The sequence below is a fragment of the Nonomuraea insulae genome, assembly GCF_042656245.1.
The window spans coordinates 1-21,841 of sequence record NZ_JBHSPA010000039.1 but is presented as its reverse complement, the minus strand read 5'-3'; the positions used below and the strand labels follow the sequence as shown (position 1 = coordinate 21,841).

The window sequence follows — 21,841 nt, the reverse complement described above, 5'->3', positions numbered from 1 at the left end:
GCCCACCCGGGGGCAGGGCCGGGCTTTGCCGTGCCTGTCGTGATCCTTGCCCTGGCCCGGGTTTACGTGCCGATCACCTGCGGCGGGTGCCTCTGTCCGCCGGTCTGGCCGACGTCTGTCATGCCCCTGGCGCCGCCCTCGGTCCGGCCGGGAAGCTGGGGGAAGACGTGGTCGAGGCCGGTGCGGCGCAGCAGCCGTGCGCATCGGCCTTGGGCTCCGGTCAGCACCAGCTCGCCGCCGAGCTGCCGTGCCCGGCGGTGCGCGCCGATCAGCGCCCCGATGCCTTCGAAGTCGCAGAACGCCAGCCGGGACAGATCCACCACTACCGCAGCGGGCCGCCCGGCCAGGACACGCTCCACCTCGCGCACGAGATCGGCTGCCGTCGCCGCGCCCAGCTCGCCCCGCAGAGCGATCACCGGGCAGACCGCGGAGCTCCACAGCACCACGATCGCCAGCTCATCACCCCGCCCGTTCCCCTGCCTGTTTCCCTGCCTGTTTCCCTGCCCGTGACTCCGCCACTGGCTCTGCCCGTAAATCCGCCCGTGGATCTGGACCTGGCCGTGCTCGTACTCGCCCATCGCCATCACCTCACTGCCTGGGGCTCTGCCCGCTCTGGCATCGATCATGTCGGGAGAGGGCAGGTTCTTGCCCTTGGCAGGCAGAAAATCTGTTGTCGTCACGGTAGACATTCGCGCCGGTTGGGGATAGTGTCTGTGACATCGCAAGGACGGATCCACGAGGGCAGCGCAGCACGAGCACCATGACGAACTGCCCGGACGGACGTGGACAGCAGCACGGGAACGAAGGAAACGAAGGAAAGGCAGAAGGTCGGACTGCCGCGGCCAGCGCAAGTGGGAAGAGGGCCGGGGCGGTGGACGCGCTGCCGTTGCACGAAGGTCGACGCACGTTCTCGACACGGGTGCCGACGTAGGGAAAACCGGAAAGGAGTGTTGAACGCCATCAGGATCGCCCGTAGTCGGCTGGATGTCATCGCCGCACGGGTACCGCAGCTCCACGAACAGGACGGTGGTCTACGGTCACGCTTACGCGATCCCCGCACCCCGCCTCAGCGGGCGGGCATCTGCGGAAGAGGTGAACCGGCCGAAGGGCCGGTCGATGGTGTTAAACCTCAATTCGGGCCCCGGCGCATCCATGCGCCGGGGCCCCTGTTCGCATTCGGGAAGGTTGCATGGATCAACAAGACCAGGTGTCGCACTCCAGGCGGACCCCGCACCGCCGCGCCAACGACACGGCGGCTGCCACGGCGGCCGCCGCCTCCAGCAGTCCCGGGCAACGGCTCGATGACGAGGACTACCCGGCATACAGCATGGGCCGGGCCGCCGAGATCCTCGGCGTCAGCCCGGCATTCCTGCGCAGCCTCGGCGCCGCCAAACTGATCGAACCGCTGCGCTCGGAAGGCGGCCACCGCCGCTTCTCCCGCTACCAGCTCCGCCTGGCCGCCCGCGCCCGCGAACTCGCCGACGCCGGCACCGCCCTGGAGGCGGCCTGCCGCATCATCATCCTTGAAGACCAACTCGCCGAGGCGCTCCGCATCAACGAAGAACTGCGCCAACGCGACTGACCGCCTGCGTTCCGGCCCCGGCACAGCCGGGGTCACCGGGGATCCCGCCGCACAGCAACGAACGGCAACGACGTCAGACAGCGCCGCGACCAAAGGAATGGCCCCCGTGACCGAGGAGAACGATTCCGCCGAGCGTTTCACCGTCACCATCGGCCTGCACGAGGGCTTCATCGTCGCCCGCGTGGTCGGCGAGCTGGACTATCAGACCTCGGAACTGCTGCACCGCCAGGTCAAGGACGCCTGGCAGGCCACGCAGGGCCTGGTCCTGGACTTGAGCGGCGTGACGTTCTGTGACTCCATGGGCATCGGCGTGCTGGTGCTCCTGCTCAAGCAAAGCCGCGAACAGCACAGCAACCTGATCCTGTCGGCCATCCCGCCCCTGCTGGAGCGCATCTTGACGATCACCGGCCTGCGCACCGCGTTCCAGGTCGAAGCCTCAGAGCAGGAGGCTATCCAGACCGTTCAGCCGCCGCCCCAGCCGGACCCGCCGAAGACAACCACCGCGGGTGACTAACCCCGGGACGCGGATCAGCCGGCGCAACCGCTACGACCTCCACCCAGACCGGCACTTCCCCGAGCCCGGCCCTGCCCATCAGCCTGCTGATCGCCCTGTTCGCCGGCACCGCCATGGGCGGGTCCTGCCCGTCTTACGAAAGCGCAGGTGCAGCCGCGTGATGCCATCGCCGAGGTCGACGCTGACCTCGTCACTCAGCCGGCGCATCAGCCAGATCCCGACGACCGCCACCTTCCGCCAGCCAGCCCTCCTCGTGGGGCGATTGTGCCTACTAATGCCCCGCTACCTTCTCCCTACACCGACCCAGCCCCGGTAGTCAGCCCACGGCGCACCGATCGTCACAGCTCCGGGTCGTCGTCGGTGTTGGGGTCGCGCAGCTCCCGCAATCGGCCGGGCAGTTCCGGCCGGTTGAACGGGTAGGTCCCGTGGAAGTTGATGTGTTCCCATTGCAGCGGGGACAAGTGAACTCGGATCTCCGGGCCGATCTTCATACTGCTGGCGGCGAGTTTCTTCACTGCGGCGAACGGTGACGAGACGCTCAGCATCTCGCGGGGCGGTCTCACCGGCCCATTCGCGACGAGCCCGAGAAAGCCCTACAACCGCAGATGCACCGCGGCCAGGTGGGCGGGTAAATCGTCGATCTGAATCTCAACGAGCCCGGAGCACTTGTACCGCTCCTGCCGTAGCTGGACGGATTCGGCGCGGCAGATTGCGGGCTGTCCCGGTAGTCGGCGGGCGTGGCGCGTCAGCCGGTGAGTTCGCCGATGAGCTTGTCGATGCGGGTACGGATCTGGTCGCGGATCACCCGGACCGCCTCGATGCCCTGGCCGGCCGGGTCGTCGAGTTTCCAGTCCTCGTAGCGTTTGCCGGGGAAGATCGGGCAGGCGTCCCCGCAGCCCATCGTGACGACCACGTCGGAGGCCTCTACCGCGTCGACGGTGAGGATCTTGGGCTGCTCGGCGGTGATGTCGATGCCGACCTCGCGCATGGCCTCGACCGCGACGGGGTTGACCTGGCCGGCGGGCGCCGATCCGGCGGAGCGGACCTCGATCCGGTCGCCGGCCAGGTGGGACAACCATCCGGCGGCCATCTGCGAGCGCCCGGCGTTGTGTACGCAGACGAACAGCACGCTCGGCCTGTCAGTCACGGATGAGCTCCTTGGTGAAGAGGCGGCGGCCGGCCAGGCTGACGTAGACCAGGGCGACCAGGACGGGGACCTCGATGAGCGGGCCGACCACTCCGGCCAGTGCCTGGCCGGAGGTGACGCCGAAGACGCCGACGGCCACGGCGATGGCCAGTTCGAAGTTGTTGCCGGCGGCGGTGAAGGCCAGCGTGGTGGCGCGCTCGTACGGCAGGCCGATGATTTTGCCCAGCAGGAACGAGCCGCCCCACATGACGGCGAAGTAGGCCAGCAGGGGCAGGGCGATGCGGGCCACGTCCAGAGGCCGGTCGCTGATGGTGTGGCCCTGGAGGGCGAAGAGGATGACGATGGTGAACAGCAGCCCGTACAGGGCCAGCGGGCCCACCCTGGGCAGGAAACGCTCCTCGTACCAGGCTCTGCCTTTGGCACGCTCACCCCAGGTGCGCGAGAGGTAGCCAGCCAGCAGCGGAATGCCCAGGAAGATGAGCACGTACTGGGCGATGTCCCACATCGAGACCTGCAGCGCGGCCTGGGACAGGCCGAGCCAGCTCGGCAGCACCTGCAGGTAGAACCAACCAAGCGCGCCGAACGCGATCACCTGGAAGACGGAGTTGATCGCCACCAGCACGGCGGCCGATTCCCGGTCGCCGCAGGCCAGGTCGTTCCAGATGAGGACCATGGCGATGCAGCGGGCCAAGCCGACGATGATCAGGCCGGTACGGTATTCGGGCAGGTCAGGAAGGAAGGTCCAGGCCAGCGCGAACATCAGCGCCGGTCCGACGATCCAGTTCAGCAGCAGGGACGAGATGAGCATGCGGCGGTCGCCGGTGACGGTGTCGAGCCGGTCGTAGCGGACCTTGGCCAGCACCGGGTACATCATCAGCAGCAGTCCGAGCGCGATCGGCAGCGAGATCTCGCCGATCTTCACCGCCTCCAGAGCGGTGTTCAGCCCGGGGACGAACCGGCCGAGCAGCAGTCCGGCGGCCATCGCGGCGCCGATCCACACCGGCAGGAACCGGTCGAGGACCGATAGTCGGCCGACGACGGCTGTGGTGATCTCCTGCGCGGGCGCCTGGGCGCGGGCGGCATTCGAAGACATGTCTTTCTTCCCTGGTGAGATGGTCGTCAGACCGTGGCCGGGATTCCCAGCAGGGCCGACAACTGGGTCAGGTTCTCCGGGATGAGCCGGTAGTAGACCCAGGAGCCGCGGCGTTCGTGGGTGAGCAGACCGACATCCCTGAGCACCTTGAGGTGGTGGCTGATCGTCGGCTGGGTCAGGTCGAAGGCGTCGGTGATGTCGCACACGCACACCTCGCCGCCCGCGTGGCTGGCCACGATCGACAGGATCCGCAGCCGGACCGGGTCACCCAGAGCCTTGAAGACGCGAGCGAGCTCGACGGCCTTCTCGGTGTCCAACTGCTCACGCACCAGCGGCGGGCTGCAATCCAGGATCTGCAGCGGCTCCACGTGACCCCCTGATATAGATAGCTGTCGAAGTCCTTAACCATATTGACATACATCTATGAGCCCACGCCAATCGCCCAGAGGCAGGGGCACGGCTCCAGATCTTGTGGTGAAGCGAGGTCAGGCGGGTAGCTCGGTCGCCGCCGTCGCTGGTGATCCGGTTGACGGCGCCCCAGGTGGTCTCGCTGGTGGACTTACTGAGCACGATGTCGTTGCCGGTGCAGCCTGCCTGGAAGCGGCAGTCCCGCCAGGCCACGTACGCGGTGCCGGCCGAGCCGATCTCGGCCGTCGGCAGGGGCGAGGTGCGCTGGCCGCCCGCGACGGTGCTGTTGGACGGACGAGACGAGCACGGTGGCCCGCCATGTGACGCCGCCGTCGACGGAGCGGAAGGAGCGGACCTGGTTGTTGTTGCTGAGGTAGGGCACGAGCACGGTGCCGGTGGGCCGCACGACCGGCTGTCCGCCGAGCCCGGTGGCCGAGGTGTTGACCACGGTCCAGGTCAGGCCGCCGTTGGTGGAGCGGGCCATCCGCACCGCGTTGCTGGCGCTGCTGTCGTCGAACTCGGTGTAGCAGCGGCCGAAGAACGGGCTGGAGGCGGTGTTGTCGCAGACGATCCAGTTCTTGTCCAGGTTGCCCCGCCCGCCGAGGCGGTGACGACCGGATTGCTCCAGGTCAGGCCGCCGTTGGTGGAACGGCTGGTGAGGACGGCCGCGCCGACGACCCCGGCTGTGTCGGTCAGCGCGAGCGTGGAGATCATCCAGACGTTGTGCATGGCGTAGGCCACGGCCGCGTCGCTGACCCGGTTGAACGTCCCCCGGCGAACCTGGTGATGCCGGGCAGATTGCCCCGGGTCCAGGTGGCGCCGTTGTTGGTGGAGGTGGCGAAGGCGACGTCGGAGGCGCCGCCGTCGAAGAATCTGCCCGTCTGGTGGGCGGCGACGATGGTGCTGCCGAACTGGAAGGTGTCAGATTCGACCTGCGTACGGTGCTGGCTGGTGGCGTTGGTGAAGGTGTCGGCGCCGATCTCGATCACCGCGACGTTCGCCAGCGCCGGGGTGGCCGTGAGGATCAGTGCCGCGGCGATGACGATCGGTGGGGCCGTCAGCCGGGCAAGTCCTCGGCGGGTTGCGGAGGTGGTCACTGGGTACCCCCTGCTGGGCTGCCGCGGGAACGCAGCGGCAGCCCATGATCCTGACGTCAGAACAGGGACTTGCGGGCTGTGAAGATCTCCTGTTCGTTGGCGGGGTCGGCCTGCGGCGCCGGAGCGGTGCAGGTCCTGGGCGGGACGCCGGGCACGCCGGTGCCGGGGCAGAGGAAGAGTTCAGGCGAGCGCGTGTCCGACCAGGCGGGCAGCGCGTGCGTGGCGGTCGCGGTGACCTGGATGTAGTCGCCGTAGAAGGTGCCGACGAACTGGGTGGGCGGCGGCATGCTGGAGGAAGTCACGCGCTGGACCTGAATGCCGGTGCCCGAGCGGACCGACAGCGAGATGTCGGAGAAGCCGCTCCTGTTGTCGTTGCCGTACTGACGGTCGTAGTAGGTGACCGCCAGCCTGCCGGTCGGGCTGTAGTCGGCGCCGTGCCAGAACTGGTCGGTGCCGCGCTGGCCGGGCCGGTCGGTGACCGACGGCAGGGTACGCACGTCGGCGGCGGTCCCGGTGAAGGTGGCTCCCGCGTTGGCTGACTCGGAGATGACGATGTCGTTGTTGCAGCCGCTCTTCACCCCGGTGTAGAGCGGGTTGCCGAGGAGCCCGGTGAAGCCGACGGGGGTGCAGCCGGAGGATTCGCGGGAGTTGCGGCTGATGTAGGAGCCGTAGGTGACCGTCACCTGGGCGGCGTTGCGCGGGTTGACATTGACGTACGGGTAATTGGCGGCGCGGAAGATCGAGTTGGTGGTGGGACCGCTCTCCGGCACGCATGAGCGGCCGGGGTCGGCGCCGCCCTGGTAGGTGGCGCAGTCGGGCAGCTCGAAGTAGTCGCCCGCCTTCACCGGGGCGGAGAAGCTGGCGCCGCCGTTGGTGGACTTGGCCAGCAGCACCTGCAGGTGGTTGTCGTTCGCGCCGGTCGGGGTGGTATTGAAGTTGGCCCATACGACGTACAGCGCGCCGTCAGGGCCGACGGCCGGGTCGGAGAACTGGTTGACGTTGCAGGCGCCCTGCGGCGTTGGGACGCCGAAGGTGTTGGAGCACAGCGCCGAGTTGCTGCTGATCAGGACGGGAGCGCTGAACGTCTCGCCATAGTCGGCCGAGTAGGCGCCGAAGATGTAGGCGGTGCCGTCGGCGTCGAACGTCGTCCATGTGACGTACACGCGGTCCCTGAACGGGCTGGTGGCGTAGTGGTCGACGGTCATCAGTTGCTTGTCCAGCAGGAAGGTGCCCGCTCCGGCCAGGTCGGCGTGCTCGGCCACCGGGCGGCCGGGGAAGTTGAACGACGCGCCGCCGGTGCCGGTGGAGCGGTAGACGTAGAAGGCGCTGGACTGGTCGGGGTCATTGGTGACCGCGGTGCCGCGTTTGAACTGCTGGCACGACAGGTAGACGTTGCCGCGGCTGTCCCAGGCCATTGAGGTGTCGCCGCCGGCCTGCCAGTATTCGCGGGCGAAGCCGCCGAACGCCGTCCCTCTGGTGAAGCCGTTGGGGGTGGTCGCGTCGGCCCAGGAGGAGCCGCTGTCGGCGGAGTACGACACGCCGCAGGTGCCATCCCCGCGTCGGTAGTCGTTGTAGGAGGCCACGACCTGCTTGGGGTTGTTCGGGTTGGCCGAGATCCAGGTCTCGTTCTGGGCTTGGGCCCGGCCGGCAAGATCGGGGTCGGTGAGGTTGGCGCAGTTCTGGTTGATCTTGACGTTGTCTCCGCGCCGCCCGTCACAGTCCGGGGTGGCGGTCTTGTAGCCGGTCAGCGAGTGCCGGGCCGCGGACTGATCGGCCAGCGCGTCGGTCAACGCGCCCGAGGCCAGCCGTTTCTGCCAGGGCTTGAGGTCATCGTAACCGAACGCCCGCGCGCTGGCCGTGGGAGCGACCAGCGATGTCACCGCCACGACGAGCGTGCCTGCCGCGATCAGATTGAGGGCATGCCGGAATCGCATCCTGCCTCCAAGAGACGGACGGAACAGAGCCGGGCTCTCCCCGACGCCACCCACCCGCCTCCAGAAACCTGAGAACGTCACGATATGCCCGGCCTAACAGTCCGGACGGTATGCCCGGCCTACCGCTCAGCCAAGACCCAAAGGTGGCCGCATCCGGACAGCACCGACCCGCCATCCTCGCCTCGGCCGGTGGTGCGCGTGGTCATGGGGTAGACGCCCTGCATACACGCCACCCTTCGCGAGTTCGAGTTGCTCGCCCATGTGATGGGGAACGTCGGGCGGGTGATCAACCGTAACGAAATCACCCGAAAGGTATGGCACAGCACCATGCCCCCGCCCAACAACGCCATCGCGGTACACATCAAACGGCTGCGCCGCCGCATCGGCGACGACGAGAAGAACCCGACGAACAACTGCGGTCAACTCTCACGAACGAAACCACGCACCACTACCCTCTACAAGGTCTTGGCGGTGTTGATGGTGCTTATGGCCGCCGCCCTGGTGCTCACCCACACCACCGCTGTGGGCACCCTCGCGCTGCCCGGACCAGCACAAGCCATCGTCGGTGTAGTGGCCGAATTCGGCATCGGCGTCGTGGCCGCCATCATGGGCGTGGCCGGCGGCGAACTGCTGATCCCCACGATCGTGCTGCTCTACTCCGCGGACATCAAATCCGCTGGCAGCCTGTCCCTGCTGGTCTCCCTGCCCACCATGCTGGTGGCCTTCGCCCGCTACAGCCGCGACGGCAGCTTCGCCGTCCTGGGCGCCAACCTGCGCTTTATCACCATCATGGTCGCCGGCTCCATCACCGGTGCCCTATTGGGTGGCCTGCTGCTCGGCGTGATCCCCGATGTGGTCCTCATACCTGTACTGGCCGTCATCTTGCTGATCTCAGCGGTCAAGATGGCTCGCCACAACTGAGCTCTACGCCCACCAGCTGTCGCGCCGGCTGGTAGTCCTGAATAGCTGTTGTCCCGCAGGTCGCCAACCGTCCCTTCATTCGGAAGGGATAATTGGCGAGCCGTCGATGGTGAGCGGTGAGGTCATGATCTCGGCGACGGTGTCCCTGGCCGTACGGCTTGCGCCGATCAAGGTGGCGGAGGCGGGGCCGGTCCAGTCGCCGTAGCCGAGCAGGTGCAGGCGAGGTTCACCCACGGCGCGGGTGCCCTCGACCGGGATGAGCCCGTCCGGACCGCGCAGCTTGAGTGGTGCCAGATGGCCCAGTGCGGGGCGGAAGCCGGTGCACCAGATGATGGCGTCGCAGTCGAGGGTGGTGCCGTCCGGCCAGGTGACCCCTTCATGCCTGATGCGGTCGAACATCGGCTGGGCCTTGAGCACGCCGCGGTCGCGGGCCTCGTTCGCCTCGTCGCACGGCATGGACGGTCGTCGGCCGGACGATCGGCAGCCGGTAGCGCTGCTCGTAGTCGGCGAGGTAGGCCATCGTGTCGATTGCGCTGGGGTAGCCGTCACCTTGCGGCGCGGGCATCATCCGGCCGGGCAGCGAACTGTACTGGGCAGGGGAGAACAGCCGCAGCGACGGCCACGTGTGCCGCCATGCTCCACCCGGCCCCTCCGCCTGGGCGCGGCGCAGGTAATACCCGGCGGCCAGCCCGGCCTGGCCGCCGCCGATGACCAGGACGTCGACTGGGCGCGGAGCTTGGGTCATACAGTGACGAGCTCGACATCCACCGGCTTGCTGGGCGCGGGCTCGGTCAGCGGGGCGAAGAGCGCGCCCAGCCTGTTCACTGATTCGGGGACGATGCGGTAGTAGACCCAGGTGCCGCGGCGCTCGCCGTCGATCAGCCCGGCGGTGCGCAGCACCTTGAGGTGGTGGGAGATGGTGGGAGCGGTCAGGTCGAAGGCATCGGTCAGATCGCAGACGCACGCCTCGCCGCCCGTGTGGGAGCCGATCATCGACAGCAGGCGCAGCCGGACCGGGTCGGCGACCGCCTTGAGCATGACCGCGAGGTCGGCCGCGTCGGTCTCCGAGAGCGGCTCACGCGCGATCGGCGCACAGCACGGTGTGGCGGCCATCCGACCCTCCTTGATTCGAAGACTGTCTAAATTATAGGCGATGGTAGGCCAGCAGGGCGAATGCCGCGATCGCGCAGGCGATGGCCACCGCGCCCATCACCCAGCCATAGCCGACCACCTGGGCCAGCGCGACGGCGGCGAGCGGGGCGGCTGCTTTGTCCGCGACGGAGAACAACGCGATCCGGCCTGACAGGCTCGCGTAGGCGGCGGTGCCGTACCGCTCGGCAAGCAGGTGCGGCAGGGTGATCGTGCCGACGCCGAACCCGATGCCGAACAGCAGCACGCACCCGATCGCTCCCGGCACGCTCGCCCCCACGAGAGGTAAGAGCAGCGCACCGGCGCCTTGCAGGGTGAAGATGGCGGCGGCGACCGGGGCGGCGGACCAGCGCCGGCGCAGTCCGGTGGTGACCAGGCGGCCGGTCACCGACAGCACACCCAGCAGCCCGGCGATGGCGGCGGCGAAGACCGGCTCGTGGCCGAGATGGATCAGATAGGTGATCAGCAGCACACCGATGGTGGCCACTGCGCCGCCGTGCGCGGTGAAAGCCGCCACCAGCAGCCAGAACGGCCGCGCACGTACGGCACCTTTGACCAGGTCACCGCGGGCCTCGCTCTTGGCCGTGGTGGTGTGGCGGGCGGGGTGGCGCAGGACGAAGGCGTGCAGCGGGATCGCCAGGATTCCGTAGGCGAGGCCGAGGATGATGAGGGCTTGGCGCCAGCCGTGGTGCTCGACCAGCAGGCCGGTCAGCGGCAGGAAGATGGAGGAGGCGAACCCGGCGACGATGGTGAGCGCGAGCAGCGCGTTGGCTCGGCCGTGCCCGTAGGGCGGGCCATCGAACCAGGCGATGATGACGGCGAAGGCGGGCTCGTACAGCACCATGGCCGAGGCGATGCCGATGGCGACGAACACGCCGTACAGCTGGGGCAGGCTGTTGACCTGGGACCAGGCCAGCACGGCGAGTGTGCCCAGCACTGACCCGGTGCTCATCAGGCCGCGCCCGCCGTGCGCGTCCAGCCATCGGCCGACCAGCGGCGCGCACAGGGCGGTGGTGAACACGGCGAGGGTGAGGGCGGCGGCGACCTGCGTGCTGCTGGCGTGCAGGTCACGGGTCATGGGGGTGAGGAAGACGGAGAAGGCGTAGTAGAGCACGCCATAGCCGATGGTCTGGGTGATGGCCAGGGCGGCGACGATGCGCCAGCCCTGGTGGAAGCGGCGCCGGCCGTCACCCACGGTGGTGGGGGCGGCGGCCGGGCCGCTGGTGGCGGTGGAGCTCACGAGCCTCCGCCGGTACATGAGATCAGCGCCCGCCCGGTCGGGGTGGTATGCCAGGCGTCAGGGCCGCTGTTGGCGATGAAGCCCTGGGCGTGCAGCCGCCAGGCGAGGGTTCCGGCCATGTGGGTCACGGCGCGGGCGTAGCCGGGATTGGTGCTCGGCCTGCGAGCGGCGAGCAGCCGCTCGGCCAGCCGGTCGGTGGGCATCGGCTCATTGCCACAGATCAGGCGCAAGGCCTCTTTCTGTGCCGCGGTCGGGTAGCCGTCGGACATCTCAACCCCTCCGTTCAGCCGCAGCAGCCGCCGCCATTGGCGGAAGCCGACACGGTGACGAGCGGGAGCGGGGTGGACAGCAGACCGCCGCTGACGCCGGTGGCCAGGCCGACGCGCTGTTCCTGGGCCTCGGCGAGGTTGGAGGAGCAGACGCCGGTCTCGGGCAGGTCGAGCCGTACGTCCCTGGCCGCCTCCCAGTCCCCGGCGATGGCGGCGACGACCGATCGGGCCTGCTCGTAGCCGGTGGCCATGAGGAATGTCGGGGCGCGGCCGTAGCTCTTCACGCCGACCGCGAAATAGCCGGGCTCCGGGTGGGCCAGCTCGTCCACGCCGTGCGGTGGCACGGTGCCGCAGGAGTGCTGGTTGGGGTCGATCAACGGAGCCAAGGCGCGGGTGGAGCCGAGGACCGGGTCCAGGTCGAGCCGCAGCTCGCTCGCGATGGAGTGGTCAGGGCGGTAGCCGGTGGCCGACACGATGCGGTCCACGGTGATCGTCTGCTCCGCTCCGGACGGGTCGCGGCTGACCACCTCGACGCCGTCGCCGTCGGCGGTGACGCGGTGGGTGTAGAAGCCGGCCAGCAAGGTGATCCGACCGGACTCCACGAGCGCGTGCAGACGGGTACCGAGCGCGCCGCGTGCGGGGAGCGCGTCGGCGTCGCCGCCGCCGTACGTGCGGCTGGCGTTGCCCGCGCGGATCGCCCACGTGATCGGGGTGTTCTCCAGCTGGGCCAGGGCCAGCAGGGTCGTCGCCGCTGAGTGGCCGGCACCCACGACCAGCGTGTGCCTGCCCTCGTAGACGGCGCGGTCGGCGCCGAGCACATCGGGCAGCGCGTGGTCGATCAGCGCGGCGACCTTGTCTTCGCCATGCGCGGGCAGACCGCTCGCGCCCAGGACGTTGGGGCTGGTGTAGGTGCCGGAGGCGTCGATGACCGCCCTGGCATACAGCTCCTCACCACCTTCCAGGCGAATCAGGAACGGTACGTCCTGACGCCCGTTGGTGCGTACCCGATCGAAGCCCAGCCGGGTGATCGCGGACACGCGGGCGTTGAGGCGTACGCGGTCGCCCAAAGCCTTGGCCAGCGGGGCGAGGTAGCCGTCGATCAGTTCCGCACCGGTCGGCAGCCAGTCCTCTTCCGGAGCCTGCCATCCCGAGCCGTCCAGCAGGCGGCGGGCGGTGGCGTCGATGTTGTAGCGCCACGGGCTGAACACGCGCACGTGCCCCCACTGCGCGATGGACGCGCCGGCCTGCTGCCCCGCCTCCAGGACGAGGAAGTCGAGCCCGCGCCCGGCCAGGTGGGCGGCGGCGGCCAGGCCGACCGGGCCCGCGCCGATGACCACCACGGGCAACAAGCTGCTCTCCAGGGTGGTCGTGGGCTGCTCCGCCTCCATGGGGGCAGTTGTGCTGCAGCATCCGTCACTCATGATTACCTCTCAGGTCTCGTCGTTCGAGGTCAGCGGAGCCATCAGGCTGAGGAAACGCGTGCGACCGATCAGCGCCTTCGTCAGGCGTACGGAGTCGCAGGCCTCGTCGCGGCGTTCCTTGTGCCGCTGTATCCGTGCGTCGCCAACGCTGCGGGGCGCGCATTGCGTCCTCCTGCTTAGATGTTTATCGAAGTAGCATTGCATCATGCCTCGCTGATTAGAGGGTTGTCAAATTAGACAGCGGCCTAAGTGGTGGCCGAGGAAAGGGCGCAGCCGCCGGATGCGTTCATGGCCACCAGTAGGGCCGTGCGTCTCACGAGATCGCAGGAACGGTCGCCAGGCTCTCGATCAGCCGAATGAGCTCCGCCGTTCGATGAAGACCACGTCGCGCCAGGTGCCGTGGTGGCGGCCGATGCGTTCGCGCGTGCCGACCACACGGAAGCCCAGTGCCTGGTGAAGGGCGATGCTGGCGGTGTTTTCCGGGAAGATGCCGGACTGGATGGTCCACACGCCGGCATCCTCGGCCGCGTCGATGAACACCGTGAGCAGGGCGCGTCCGATGCCGTTCGCCTGGCAGCCCGGGTGCACGTAAATGCTGTGCTCCACGACCCCGGCGTAGACCGGCCGGGCGGACACGGCAGAGGCGGCGATCCAGCCGACGACCTCGCCGGTTTGGGCGTCGGTGGTCACGTAGCGCAGGTGCGCCAGCTTTCCCGCGGTGAAGCCTTCCCAACTCGGGGCGGTGGTCTCGAAGCTGGCCTGACCGGTGTCGAGCCCTGCCTGGTAGATCGTCAGCACCTGCGCGGCGTCGGCGTCCCGCATGGGACGGATCTCCAGGCCCGGGCCGATGGCGGGCTTGGCAGCCTGAACGATGGCGGAGTGCACGCCATCGCCATGATCGGCGGTGAGCGTGATACGCAAACCGGTGAACCCGGCTGCCCGCAGCAACGAGCGGTAGTCCTCCACGGACAGGGCACCAGCCACACATCCCACGCGCTGTTCGACCGCTGCCCGCCGCTCGGGCGCGACCTCCCCGTCCGTGACGACGTCGCTGACGCCGAACCGCCCGCCCGGCCGCAACACCCGGAACGCCTCCGCCAGCACGGCGGCTTTGTCATCTGACAGGTTGATCACGCAGTTGGAGATGATCGCGTCGACCGCGTGCGCGGGCAGAGGAATGTCCTCGATGCTGCCGTCCAGGAACTCCACGTTCGTGACCCCGGCCTCCCGGGTGTTGCGCCGCGCGAGGCGCAGCATGTCGTCGCTGGCGTCCAGCCCGTACGCCATGCCGCGCGGACCCACGCGGCGGGCCGACAGCAACACGTCGATGCCACCACCCGAACCCAGATCGAGCACCGTCTCCCCAGGCCGCAGATCCGCTACGGCGACCGGGTTCCCGCAGCCCAGGCTGGCCCGGACCGCACCCTCGGGCAACGCGGAGATGTCGTCGTACCCCGCCAGGCCGAATCCTCCCTGCTCGAAGGCATCGGTTCCGCAGTCGACGATCCGTTCGCCGCCCGCGGCGGCCCGCGCCAGGCCGGAATAGCGATCGATGATCTCGTCGTGTGCCATGGCGGGTCTCCTCAGTCACATGTCGGCGCAGGTACGGGCTTGCCCATGACCACGTCGGCCGCCGTCGGAAAGCAGCTCACGCAGTTGTCGTTGATCCGGTACAGGCTCGAGGTGCCCTGCCGCTCCACCAGCACGAACCGCACCTCGGCGAGGATCTTCAAATGGTGTGAGACGGTCGACTGCCCTACTCCCGAGGCCGCGACGATCTCCCCGACGGTCATCGGGGCACGCCTTCTGGCCAGCAACGACACGATCTGGATGCGGGTGGCGTCGGCGAGCGCCTTGAACCAGCTCGCATACTCTTCGGCCTCGGCCCTGTCCAAGATATCCATCGATAATCGACGATAGTAGATGTAGTTGCGAGGCGCAATACGGCCTGCCGAGCACGATGTTCCTCGACGGGCTGTCCTTCGCCTGCGACGCCAAGCGCGAAGCCGAGCGTCAGGACAACTACGCCTGCCCCCGGCTATAAGAGCGCCTAACAGAATGACTCTTGACCGGTCGTGCATCCATGCTTCGATGGCCATCGAGATGTCTGGGGCCTAGATTGCGTTCCGGAGCCATTGTCGTCTCCGCCGGGTTGGGGTCGGTGAGTGTGCCCTGTCCGGTCGTGTAACGCACTGAGTTGGAGGCCGTGGATGTCCGATGAGATTCCGACCACTGATGATCGCGAACCGGCGCTGGTCGTCACGTCGATGATCGACCACGTACTCGACCTGGCGGCGACCTGGACAACGTGGGACGGTCGCCCGGTGCGCGCCGATGAGCGGGTCTACACCCCGCACAAGGCGATCCGCAGAGTCACCGATCACCTCATCGATCACCTCGCCGAGGTGGAAGCACGGCTGGTCGGCAATCTCACGATTCCTGATCGCTGGCATGCGTCGGCGAGCACGACTCCTGCCGATCTGGCGCCTTTCACCGACCAGGACCTGAACGAGGCCAGGAGCCGGCTCACCCGGCTCAGCCGGATCTGGGCCGACCGACTGACCGCGCTCACTCCGGACCAGCTCGACCGCTCGCCCGGTGAGGGCTGGACAGTCCGGCAGATCGCGTTCCACCTGGCAGACTCGACCTACTACGCCGACTCCGTCGGGGACCTGTCGGCAGTTGGATCCGATCGCTGACCTGCTTGTCAGCCTCTCGCGAGCCGCCGCCAGCAGATGATGGCGGCGGCGAGGGTCATGAAGGCTCGTGGATGTCGTCGCGGATCTCCCAGCGGATGCGCAGGCGGCGGAACCAGTGCAGCAGCGCGATCGTGCGCGGGATGCGACGTCCGTCCTCGCGCAGCATCAGCCGCGAGACGGAAGAGCTATGCGCCGGTATCACCTGATCACCTCGACAGCGATGGCGAGGACTCCCAGGTTTTCCTTCTCCGGTGGGTAGATGCCTCGGATCACTGCCAGCAACTCATCGGTGTTCTTGCCGAGGTCGCCACCGATGGCAACCGGGTCCTCGTCTTTCAGCATGTCCTCGAAGGACGCGTACTCCGACATCCGCAGGACGCGAGTGGCCAGCCTTTGATCGCCGGAGACGAAGTCGAGTTGCTGGCCGGGCTGGATCTTCCGCATGCTCGGGTACCCGACGCGCACTTCGACCGTCTTAATGCCCGTGGCGATGAGGTCGAAGTACGGCTTGCGGATATTGAGCTCCCGCCGTGGCGGGGCGTCATCATGCTCACTCACGGTGTGGCCCCTTCCAGGTGGGTGGCGGTCAGGCTGGCCTGGAACTCCGCGGCCTGGCTCGTTCCGGGGTAAGTGGTGGTCAGGACGGTGTTGAACGTGGCGGCCCGGGCGTGGACCGAGGCGACCATCCGCGGGGCGGCGAGGGCTTTGAGGCCGTACGTCACTGCTTCTGTGGCGGAACCGAGGAAGGCCAGGGCCAGCTGAGTGATCGCTTCGCGGCTCAGGGAGCGTTGGCCGGCCGGGGTTGCCGCGTGCGTTTCGACGGCGCGTTCGGCGTGATGGCGGGCCTGTTCGTAGTCGCCGAGCCAGAGGTAGGAGGAGGCGGTGTAGGTGGTCATGGCGTAGGCGGCCAAGGGACCGGTGTCGATGCCGCCTGTGCGTCGGGGTGTGCGGCTGGGCAGTGCGTTCCACAACCGGTCGGCCTGCTGGTAACTGGCATCGAAGGCGTCGCGGTCGCCCAGCCGGGCATGGCCGCGCGACGCTTGGGCGTGCAGCCGTACCGCCAGGGGGTGATCGGCAGGGACGCGGCGCAGGCCTCGCTGTGCCGCGTCGATGGCTCTCTTGGGCCGGTCGGCGTGCAGGGCGATGGAGGCCATGGCGTCGGCCGCCCAGGCACACAACTCGTCGTGACCAGCCTGGTCGGCATGTTCGAAGCAGTCGAGGGCGTATGCCTGTCCGGCCAGCGGATCGCCGAGGTCGTGGGCCAACCAGGCAAGGATCTCCGACAGCCATCCGGCGTGGACGAACAGCTTCTGTTGCCGGGCCTGCGTGACCCCCGCCACCTGGTTCAGCTTGACGGTGCGTGGGACACCATCGCCGCGCTCCTGAAGGCGGCGCAGGATAAGGCGGACGTGGTGATCGACGTGGGCCAGATCGGGGGTGCCGATACACCCATGAGCCTGATCACTGCCTCTGACCTGGTGGTGATGCTGTTGCACCCCACGCTTCGCCATGTCGCCCAGGCCCGTCCACGCCTCGATGCGCTGGGCCGCTACGTCGGTACTGACGTTCCGGTCGAGCTCTGCGTGGTGGGCAACGGACCGTACTCCCTCAAGGAGGTCAGCGTCGCGCTGTACGACCTGCCGGTGCTGGGCTGGATCCCCGACGATACGAGGTCCGCCGCGGTGCTGTCCGACGGTAAGCAGGCCAGGAAGTCCTTCCATCGGTCGGCGTTGGTGCGTGGCGCCTCGGCCTTGGGGTCGGCGATGAGGCGGCGCGTGTCATCGAAGCAGGCGGTGGCCGGATGAGCAGTTCCTGGCCGCCTCGGACGATGGCCCGCCCATCCCCGAGGCCAGTAGTGCGTCCCCCAGCAACGAGCACGCCTTTCGCGCGGCCGTGCTGGCGATCACGACGTCGATCGCCGACGACCTCAAGGACACCGAGGACAGGAAGGCTGCCCTCCAGGTCATCCAGACCCAGGTGCAGAGGTGGGCGCAGGAGCAGATCGCGGCCGGCAACGCCGTCAGTTTCACCGCGCAGCGCAGGCTGGTCGAGGCGGTGGTCGATGAACGGTTCGAGCTGGGTGCGCTGACCCCGTACATCAGGGATCGTCGGGTGGAGAGCATCGACCTGAACGGCTGCGATCAGGTGTGGATCACCTACAACGACGGCTCCTGCCATCGCGGGCCCGCCGTCGCCGGCAGCGACGATGACCTGATCAAGATGATCCAGATGTGGGCTCTGCACAAGAGCTACAACCCTCGGGAGTTCTCCGCGGCGAACCCGCTGCTCAACACCGCGCTGCGGCCGGGGGACGGGGACGCAGGGGTGGGGGTGCGGCTCAGCGCCACCATGGCGGTCACTCCGCGGCCGTGCGCCAGTATCCGCTGTCACCGGCTGGTCGATGTCACCTTGGATGATCTGCTCAAGCTCGGCACCATCAACCGCAGCCTGTACTTCTTCCTGCGCGCCGCCGTGCTGGCCCGGCTCAACATCGTCATCACCGGCGGCACCGCCGCCGGTAAGACCACCCTGCTGCGCGCGCTGGCGTCGGTGATCGACCCGGGCGAGCGACTGGCCACGCTGGAGTCGGACTACGAGCTGTTCCTCGACAAGCTCACCGAACGCCACCAGAACGTGATCGCCTTCCAGGTCCGGCAGGCCAACTCCGAGAGCGCCAGCGGGATCGGGCTGAACGATCTGATCCCGCACTCGCTGCGCAAGAACATCAAGCGGATCATCGTCGGCGAGGTGCGCGCGGATGAGATCGTGCCGATGTTCGAGGCGATGAACACCGGACGTCCCGGCTCCATGTGTACGATCCACGCCTCCGGCACGGAGGAGATCTTCAACCGGATCGTCATGCTGTGGACCAGGGGTGTCGGCTCCCAGACCCCACCTGCGGTCATCCACCTCAACACCGGCCAGACCATCAACCTGGTCATCCACCTACGGCTGGACCCGGCGACCAACACCCGCTTCGTCTCCGAGGTCCTGGAGGTGCTGCCTCCGGCCGACAGTGAGCTGCCGAGCCTCAACCACCTCTACCGCTCCGCCGGGCCCGGTGGCCGGGCGGTGCCGGACATCACTCCGCAATGCCTGCCGCGGCTGAAGGCGGTGGGCTTCGATCCCGCTCTGCTGGATCCCATGGCCGCCATGTGGGAGTCCCGGTGAACATCAACGCTCTGCTCGCCGCGCTCAGCGCTGCCATGATCTTGGGCGGCGTGGTCTGGATCGTCACTGCACTGCGGACACCGTCCTCGGATGCTCCCGTTCGTCCGCCCTCGCGGTGGGCCGATGTGCTGGCGATGGTCGCTGCGCACTACCGGCTGATGATCGTGGCGTTGGCCGCGGCGATCGTCATCTTCTTTGCGACGCGCTGGCCGGTGGCCGCCGTGGCGGTCGGGGTGGCCGTGTTCGGGCTGCCCAAGGCGGTGACCGGCCGGGCGGCCAAGGACCGCATCCGCAAGCTGGAGGCCCTGGAGCAGTGGACCCGCCGGCTGGCTGATCTCCTCGTCGCCGGCAGTGCCCTGGAGCAGGCGTTGGAGCACAGCGCCGCCCGCAACGTGCCGCCCGCGATCGCCGCGCCGATCGGCGCGCTGGCTCGGCGGCTTCGCGTCACGCGGATGCCGACTGAGGAGGCGCTGCGGCTGTTCGCCGACGAGGTGGACGACCCGATCGGTGACCGCATCGCCGCCGCGCTCATCCTGGTCGCGCGCCGTCGCGGCCGTGGCGCGAGTACCGTGCTGCAGCAGCTCGCCGAGCTCGTCGCCAAAGACGTGGCCGATCGGCGGGAGGTGGAGGCGGCGCGCGCCGAGCACCGCACCACGGTGCGCTGGATCATCGGCATCCTGGCCGCCTTCAGCGCCCTGGCCGTCTTCCAGAAGGCGTACGTCGCGCCCTTCGGCACGCCGCTCGGCCAGGTCGTGCTGGCGGTGGTGGCGCTGTTCTACGGCGTGACGCTGCTGTGGCTGCATCGGCTCGGCCACGCCGCCCCCGGCCACCGGTTCCTGAACGCCCCAGGGGAGAAGCCATGAACCTGCTCTCCGGCATTTCGGGAGCGCTGATCACGCTCGGCCTGCTGATCGTGATGCACGAATGGATGCCCGGCCCACCTCGCCTGAACGCGGCGATCGCCCGGCTCGAAGGCGCTCCCGCACCTGGGCGCGGAGCTTGGTTCAAGACCCGGCTGACCCGTCTGCCGATCCCGCGCGGGGACCTCGCGCTGCTGGGCATCAGCGTGGAGCGCTTCACCCTCCAGCGCATCGTGTTCCTGCTGGTCGGCCTGTTTCTCCCGATCCCGCTGAACCTTCTGTGCACGCTCACCGGCTTCCCCCTGCCCTGGGCTATCCCCGCAGGTGTCGGCCTCGTGCTCGCCGTCCTGTTCGCCCTGATCCCCGACATCAGTGCCCGCCGCCAGGCGCAGGAGCGTCGCCGGGAGTTCCGGGCCGCGCTGGCGACATACCTGGACATGGTGGCCCTGGAGCGGGCGGCCGGCGCCGGCCCTCCACAAGCATTGCAGGCGCCTGTGGATATCTGCCAGGGGTGGGTCTTCGGCCAGGTCGCGCAGGTGCTCCAGCACGCCAAGCGCGCCGGTGAGCAGCCCTGGCACGGGCTCAGCTCACTCGGCGAGCGGGTCGGCATCTCCCAGCTGACCGAGCTGGCCGATATCGCCGAAGACGCCGGGTCCGAGGGCACCCGCGTGCTGTCCACGCTGCAGGCCAAGGCCCAGTCCATGCGGACGGCCGCGCTGGCCGATGCCCGTGCTCAGGCCAACAGCCGTACCAGCGAGATGCCCATCGCCATCGGGGTGTCCATCTTCGGCTTCCTGGTGCTCGTCTGTTTCCCCGCCATCTACCGCATCATGAGCTGAAAGGGGAGCCGACCATGAAGCTCCTGCCCCCGCAAGCCGCCTACTGGCAGGCCGTTCGCGCGCTGCTTCTGGATCGCTTGGAGCGGGCCCGTGCCGATCCCGAGAAGGGCGCCATGTCGGCGGAGGCGATGATCATCATTGCGGCGCTGGTGCTGGTGGCGGTCACGGTCATGGGCATCGTCACCGCGAAGATCGTCGACAAGGCGAACACCATCGATTTCTAGGTAGGTGCCCCGGTGCGTAGCTGTGAACGGGGCAGCGTCACCGCCGAGGCGGTGATTGCCCTACCTGTGGTCATGGTCGCCATTGTGGCCTGCATGCAGGTCTGCCTGCTGTTCTTCGCGCAGTCGGTCGCGCTCGCCGCCGCCCAGCACGGCGTACGAGCCGCGCGCGCCCACGACGCCGACCACACCTCTGGCGGGAGCCTGGCCAAGCGCTACGCCGAGCAGACCGCCAGTGGCTTGCTGACCTCGATCAGCACGACCAGCTCCGGGGATGCCACCACGGTCCGGATCTCCGTCCGCGGCCGTTCCCTGTCCCTCGTGCCGTTCCTGCCCCCCATCGAGATCGTCGAGCAGGCCGCCGGAGCCGTCGAACGCTTCACCACGCCAGAGCGGACGCCATGAGCCAGCGAGGCAGCGTCACCGTGGAGGCCATCCTCGCCATCGCCGCCATCATGCTGATCCTCCTGCTCGGCGTGGCCGCCGGCCGGATCACCATCGCCGGCGCCGCCGTCGAGGCCGCCGCCCGGGACGCCGCACGCCAGGCCTCCATCGCCCGCACCGCCGCCGCGGCCAAAGCCAACGCCGAGGCCAGCGCCCGCGAATCCCTGGCCGATCAAGCGGTGAGCTGTACAGCGGTCAAGGTCACCATCAGCACGAAAGGCTTCAACCGCCCGGTCGGCGAGCCGGCCGAAGTATCGGCGACGATCTCCTGCACCGTACCTCTGGCGGACGTGGCCTTTCCCGGGCTGCCGGGCCGTGTCGAGCGGCATGCCACTTCTACGAGCCCTCTTGATCCATACCGCTCACGGGGGACGTGACGCATGCCAAAGATCGCCTGGCGGGATCTTGAGCGAGGCTCGATCACGCCGTACGCGCTCGTCTTCATCACGGTCCTCCTGCTCTTCGTCGGGCTCGTCGTGGACGTGGGGAACAAGCTCCGGGCCGGATGGGAAGCGGTCGGCATCGCCGAAGAAGCCGCCCGAGCCGGCGCCGGGCAGATCGACCGCGCGGCCGCCTACCGAGGCGACGAACTCGTCGTCGACCGGGCCGCCGCCGTGCGCGCGGCTCAGGCGTACCTGTCCAGCAGCGGCCACCAAGGCGAGGTAGCCGTCTCTGGGCCCGCCTCCGTTCGTGTCACCGTCACCGTGACCAAGCCGACCTGGCTGCTGCACCTGGTGGGCCTGCCTGAGGTGTCGATGACCGCCAATGCCGATGGGTGTAGCTCTTTTGTAGTGAGTTGCTGAGCTGGGCGTTTGCTGTCCTGGCTGTTTGA

The 21,841-nt window shown here is 68.5% G+C and carries 29 protein-coding genes and 1 pseudogene; 12 read left to right on the top strand and 18 right to left on the bottom strand.

Going from position 1 to position 21,841, the window contains the following annotated elements; genetic code table 11:
• Positions 1-62 precede the first annotated feature (62 nt).
• Entirely contained in the window at positions 63-680 is a 618-nt protein-coding gene (locus ACFPZ3_RS32705) for an STAS domain-containing protein (RefSeq protein ID WP_379518156.1), read from the bottom strand.
• A gap of 509 nt (positions 681-1,189) precedes the next feature.
• Between ACFPZ3_RS32705 and ACFPZ3_RS32700 the strand changes: the two genes are divergently transcribed.
• Both ACFPZ3_RS32700 and ACFPZ3_RS32695 read left to right on the top strand, forming a co-directional pair.
• The gene (locus ACFPZ3_RS32700) at positions 1,190-1,582 is read left to right on the top strand and encodes a MerR family transcriptional regulator (RefSeq protein WP_379518155.1); all 393 of its coding nucleotides are present in this window, start codon (positions 1,190-1,192) and stop codon (positions 1,580-1,582) included.
• Positions 1,583-1,688: 106 nt separating this feature from the next.
• Positions 1,689-2,096, top strand: coding sequence for an STAS domain-containing protein (locus tag ACFPZ3_RS32695; RefSeq protein WP_379518154.1), 408 nt, complete (start codon positions 1,689-1,691; stop codon positions 2,094-2,096).
• A gap of 338 nt (positions 2,097-2,434) precedes the next feature.
• Here the strand turns inward: ACFPZ3_RS32695 and ACFPZ3_RS32690 are convergent, their stop codons facing one another.
• The 7 genes from ACFPZ3_RS32690 to ACFPZ3_RS32660 form a co-directional block, all read right to left on the bottom strand.
• Positions 2,435-2,611, bottom strand: a complete 177-nt coding sequence (locus ACFPZ3_RS32690; protein ID WP_379518153.1) for a hypothetical protein — start codon at positions 2,609-2,611, stop codon at positions 2,435-2,437.
• Positions 2,612-2,841: 230 nt separating this feature from the next.
• Positions 2,842-3,243 carry an arsenate reductase ArsC gene (locus ACFPZ3_RS32685; RefSeq protein WP_379518152.1) on the bottom strand — a complete coding sequence of 134 codons (402 nt, stop codon included), beginning with the start codon at positions 3,241-3,243 and terminating at the stop codon, positions 2,842-2,844.
• Positions 3,236-4,336, bottom strand: coding sequence for an ACR3 family arsenite efflux transporter (arsB, locus tag ACFPZ3_RS32680; RefSeq protein ID WP_379518151.1), 1,101 nt, complete (start codon positions 4,334-4,336; stop codon positions 3,236-3,238). Before arsB ends, ACFPZ3_RS32685 begins: the two co-directional genes overlap by 8 nt.
• A gap of 26 nt (positions 4,337-4,362) precedes the next feature.
• A complete protein-coding gene (locus tag ACFPZ3_RS32675) occupies positions 4,363-4,704 on the bottom strand; it encodes an ArsR/SmtB family transcription factor (protein WP_379518150.1) in 342 nt (113 codons plus the stop codon).
• A gap of 191 nt (positions 4,705-4,895) precedes the next feature.
• Entirely contained in the window at positions 4,896-5,228 is a 333-nt protein-coding gene (locus ACFPZ3_RS32670) for a sialidase family protein (RefSeq protein WP_379518149.1), read from the bottom strand.
• A 226-nt stretch (positions 5,229-5,454) separates the two neighbouring features.
• Positions 5,455-5,841: a hypothetical protein gene (locus ACFPZ3_RS32665; protein WP_379518148.1), complete on the bottom strand. Its 387-nt coding sequence runs from the start codon at positions 5,839-5,841 to the stop codon at positions 5,455-5,457.
• 56 nt (positions 5,842-5,897) lie between these two features.
• Positions 5,898-7,775 (bottom strand): sialidase family protein, encoded by a 1,878-nt coding sequence (locus ACFPZ3_RS32660; protein WP_379518147.1) that lies wholly within the window; start codon positions 7,773-7,775, stop codon positions 5,898-5,900.
• Between the two features lie 222 nt (positions 7,776-7,997).
• On the opposite strand from ACFPZ3_RS32660, the gene ACFPZ3_RS32655 reads away from it, so the two are divergent.
• On the top strand, positions 7,998-8,696 hold the full coding sequence (locus ACFPZ3_RS32655) for a TSUP family transporter (protein ID WP_379518249.1): 699 nt from the start codon (positions 7,998-8,000) through the stop codon (positions 8,694-8,696).
• A 75-nt stretch (positions 8,697-8,771) separates the two neighbouring features.
• On the opposite strand, the pseudogene ACFPZ3_RS32650 reads toward ACFPZ3_RS32655, so the two are convergent.
• From ACFPZ3_RS32650 to ACFPZ3_RS32620, 7 genes and pseudogenes are all read right to left on the bottom strand, one after another.
• Positions 8,772-9,441, bottom strand: a pseudogene (locus tag ACFPZ3_RS32650) (hypothetical protein).
• Complete coding sequence (locus ACFPZ3_RS32645) at positions 9,438-9,809, bottom strand: metalloregulator ArsR/SmtB family transcription factor (RefSeq protein ID WP_379518146.1); 372 nt, start codon at positions 9,807-9,809, stop codon at positions 9,438-9,440. The pseudogene ACFPZ3_RS32650 and the gene ACFPZ3_RS32645 overlap by 4 nt, the downstream one beginning before the upstream one ends.
• A 31-nt stretch (positions 9,810-9,840) precedes the next feature.
• Positions 9,841-11,085 carry an MFS transporter gene (locus ACFPZ3_RS32640; RefSeq protein WP_379518145.1) on the bottom strand — a complete coding sequence of 415 codons (1,245 nt, stop codon included), beginning with the start codon at positions 11,083-11,085 and terminating at the stop codon, positions 9,841-9,843.
• Complete coding sequence (locus tag ACFPZ3_RS32635) at positions 11,082-11,354, bottom strand: hypothetical protein (RefSeq protein ID WP_379518144.1); 273 nt, start codon at positions 11,352-11,354, stop codon at positions 11,082-11,084. The genes ACFPZ3_RS32640 and ACFPZ3_RS32635 overlap by 4 nt, the downstream gene beginning before the upstream one ends.
• 14 nt (positions 11,355-11,368) lie before the next feature.
• Positions 11,369-12,742: an FAD-dependent oxidoreductase gene (locus tag ACFPZ3_RS32630; RefSeq protein ID WP_379518143.1), complete on the bottom strand. Its 1,374-nt coding sequence runs from the start codon at positions 12,740-12,742 to the stop codon at positions 11,369-11,371.
• Between the two features lie 381 nt (positions 12,743-13,123).
• Positions 13,124-14,347 (bottom strand): GNAT family N-acetyltransferase, encoded by a 1,224-nt coding sequence (locus ACFPZ3_RS32625; protein WP_379518142.1) that lies wholly within the window; start codon positions 14,345-14,347, stop codon positions 13,124-13,126.
• Positions 14,348-14,358: 11 nt separating this feature from the next.
• A complete protein-coding gene (locus ACFPZ3_RS32620; protein ID WP_379518141.1) occupies positions 14,359-14,679 on the bottom strand; it encodes an ArsR/SmtB family transcription factor in 321 nt (106 codons plus the stop codon).
• Positions 14,680-14,985: 306 nt separating this feature from the next.
• Here ACFPZ3_RS32620 and ACFPZ3_RS32615 point away from each other — a divergent pair, with 306 nt between their 5' ends.
• Positions 14,986-15,474: a DinB family protein gene (locus ACFPZ3_RS32615; protein ID WP_379518140.1), complete on the top strand. Its 489-nt coding sequence runs from the start codon at positions 14,986-14,988 to the stop codon at positions 15,472-15,474.
• Between the two features lie 55 nt (positions 15,475-15,529).
• Here the strand turns inward: ACFPZ3_RS32615 and ACFPZ3_RS32610 are convergent, their stop codons facing one another.
• The 3 genes from ACFPZ3_RS32610 to ACFPZ3_RS32600 are packed head-to-tail and all read right to left on the bottom strand — an operon-like array spanning position 15,530 to position 16,814.
• Positions 15,530-15,676 carry a hypothetical protein gene (locus ACFPZ3_RS32610; RefSeq protein WP_379518139.1) on the bottom strand — a complete coding sequence of 49 codons (147 nt, stop codon included), beginning with the start codon at positions 15,674-15,676 and terminating at the stop codon, positions 15,530-15,532.
• The gene (locus tag ACFPZ3_RS32605) at positions 15,673-16,032 is read right to left on the bottom strand and encodes an ASCH domain-containing protein (protein ID WP_379518138.1); all 360 of its coding nucleotides are present in this window, start codon (positions 16,030-16,032) and stop codon (positions 15,673-15,675) included. The genes ACFPZ3_RS32610 and ACFPZ3_RS32605 overlap by 4 nt, the downstream gene beginning before the upstream one ends.
• A complete protein-coding gene (locus ACFPZ3_RS32600; protein WP_379518137.1) occupies positions 16,029-16,814 on the bottom strand; it encodes a hypothetical protein in 786 nt (261 codons plus the stop codon). The genes ACFPZ3_RS32605 and ACFPZ3_RS32600 overlap by 4 nt, the downstream gene beginning before the upstream one ends.
• Here ACFPZ3_RS32600 and ACFPZ3_RS32595 point away from each other — a divergent pair.
• The 8 genes from ACFPZ3_RS32595 to ACFPZ3_RS32560 all read left to right on the top strand — a co-directional run bounded on the left by ACFPZ3_RS32595 (position 16,770) and on the right by ACFPZ3_RS32560 (position 21,812).
• Positions 16,770-17,279, top strand: a complete 510-nt coding sequence (locus ACFPZ3_RS32595; protein ID WP_379518136.1) for a hypothetical protein — start codon at positions 16,770-16,772, stop codon at positions 17,277-17,279. The genes ACFPZ3_RS32600 and ACFPZ3_RS32595 overlap by 45 nt on opposite strands.
• 88 nt (positions 17,280-17,367) lie before the next feature.
• The gene (locus ACFPZ3_RS32590) at positions 17,368-18,645 is read left to right on the top strand and encodes a CpaF family protein (protein ID WP_379518135.1); all 1,278 of its coding nucleotides are present in this window, start codon (positions 17,368-17,370) and stop codon (positions 18,643-18,645) included.
• Entirely contained in the window at positions 18,642-19,508 is an 867-nt protein-coding gene (locus ACFPZ3_RS32585; RefSeq protein WP_379518134.1) for a type II secretion system F family protein, read from the top strand. The genes ACFPZ3_RS32590 and ACFPZ3_RS32585 overlap by 4 nt, the downstream gene beginning before the upstream one ends.
• Complete coding sequence (locus ACFPZ3_RS32580; protein ID WP_379518133.1) at positions 19,505-20,344, top strand: hypothetical protein; 840 nt, start codon at positions 19,505-19,507, stop codon at positions 20,342-20,344. The genes ACFPZ3_RS32585 and ACFPZ3_RS32580 overlap by 4 nt, the downstream gene beginning before the upstream one ends.
• Positions 20,345-20,358: 14 nt before the next feature.
• Positions 20,359-20,568, top strand: a complete 210-nt coding sequence (locus ACFPZ3_RS32575) for a hypothetical protein (protein WP_379518132.1) — start codon at positions 20,359-20,361, stop codon at positions 20,566-20,568.
• Positions 20,569-20,580: 12 nt separating this feature from the next.
• A complete protein-coding gene (locus tag ACFPZ3_RS32570; RefSeq protein WP_379518131.1) occupies positions 20,581-20,970 on the top strand; it encodes a TadE/TadG family type IV pilus assembly protein in 390 nt (129 codons plus the stop codon).
• Positions 20,967-21,386: a hypothetical protein gene (locus ACFPZ3_RS32565; protein ID WP_379518130.1), complete on the top strand. Its 420-nt coding sequence runs from the start codon at positions 20,967-20,969 to the stop codon at positions 21,384-21,386. Before ACFPZ3_RS32570 ends, ACFPZ3_RS32565 begins: the two co-directional genes overlap by 4 nt.
• A 3-nt stretch (positions 21,387-21,389) precedes the next feature.
• A complete protein-coding gene (locus ACFPZ3_RS32560; protein WP_379518129.1) occupies positions 21,390-21,812 on the top strand; it encodes a pilus assembly protein TadG-related protein in 423 nt (140 codons plus the stop codon).
• The last annotated feature ends 29 nt before the right edge of the window (positions 21,813-21,841 follow it).

Bases quoted from the DNA above. Each gene is read 5' to 3' on its own strand.
- ACFPZ3_RS32560 (WP_379518129.1), top strand. From the start codon at position 21,390: ATGCCAAAGATCGCCTGGCGGGATCTTGAGCGAGGCTCGATCACGCCG.
- ACFPZ3_RS32630 (WP_379518143.1), bottom strand. From the start codon at position 12,742: ATGGAGGCGGAGCAGCCCACGACCACCCTGGAGAGCAGCTTGTTGCCC.
- arsB (WP_379518151.1), bottom strand. From the start codon at position 4,336: ATGTCTTCGAATGCCGCCCGCGCCCAGGCGCCCGCGCAGGAGATCACC.
- ACFPZ3_RS32660 (WP_379518147.1), bottom strand. From the start codon at position 7,775: ATGCGATTCCGGCATGCCCTCAATCTGATCGCGGCAGGCACGCTCGTC.
- ACFPZ3_RS32580 (WP_379518133.1), top strand. From the start codon at position 19,505: ATGAACCTGCTCTCCGGCATTTCGGGAGCGCTGATCACGCTCGGCCTG.
- ACFPZ3_RS32670 (WP_379518149.1), bottom strand. From the start codon at position 5,228: ATGGCCCGCTCCACCAACGGCGGCCTGACCTGGACCGTGGTCAACACC.
- ACFPZ3_RS32565 (WP_379518130.1), top strand. From the start codon at position 20,967: ATGAGCCAGCGAGGCAGCGTCACCGTGGAGGCCATCCTCGCCATCGCC.
- ACFPZ3_RS32575 (WP_379518132.1), top strand. From the start codon at position 20,359: ATGAAGCTCCTGCCCCCGCAAGCCGCCTACTGGCAGGCCGTTCGCGCG.
- ACFPZ3_RS32620 (WP_379518141.1), bottom strand. From the start codon at position 14,679: ATGGATATCTTGGACAGGGCCGAGGCCGAAGAGTATGCGAGCTGGTTC.
- ACFPZ3_RS32645 (WP_379518146.1), bottom strand. From the start codon at position 9,809: ATGGCCGCCACACCGTGCTGTGCGCCGATCGCGCGTGAGCCGCTCTCG.
- ACFPZ3_RS32700 (WP_379518155.1), top strand. From the start codon at position 1,190: ATGGATCAACAAGACCAGGTGTCGCACTCCAGGCGGACCCCGCACCGC.
- ACFPZ3_RS32625 (WP_379518142.1), bottom strand. From the start codon at position 14,347: ATGGCACACGACGAGATCATCGATCGCTATTCCGGCCTGGCGCGGGCC.
- ACFPZ3_RS32615 (WP_379518140.1), top strand. From the start codon at position 14,986: ATGTCCGATGAGATTCCGACCACTGATGATCGCGAACCGGCGCTGGTC.
- ACFPZ3_RS32635 (WP_379518144.1), bottom strand. From the start codon at position 11,354: ATGTCCGACGGCTACCCGACCGCGGCACAGAAAGAGGCCTTGCGCCTG.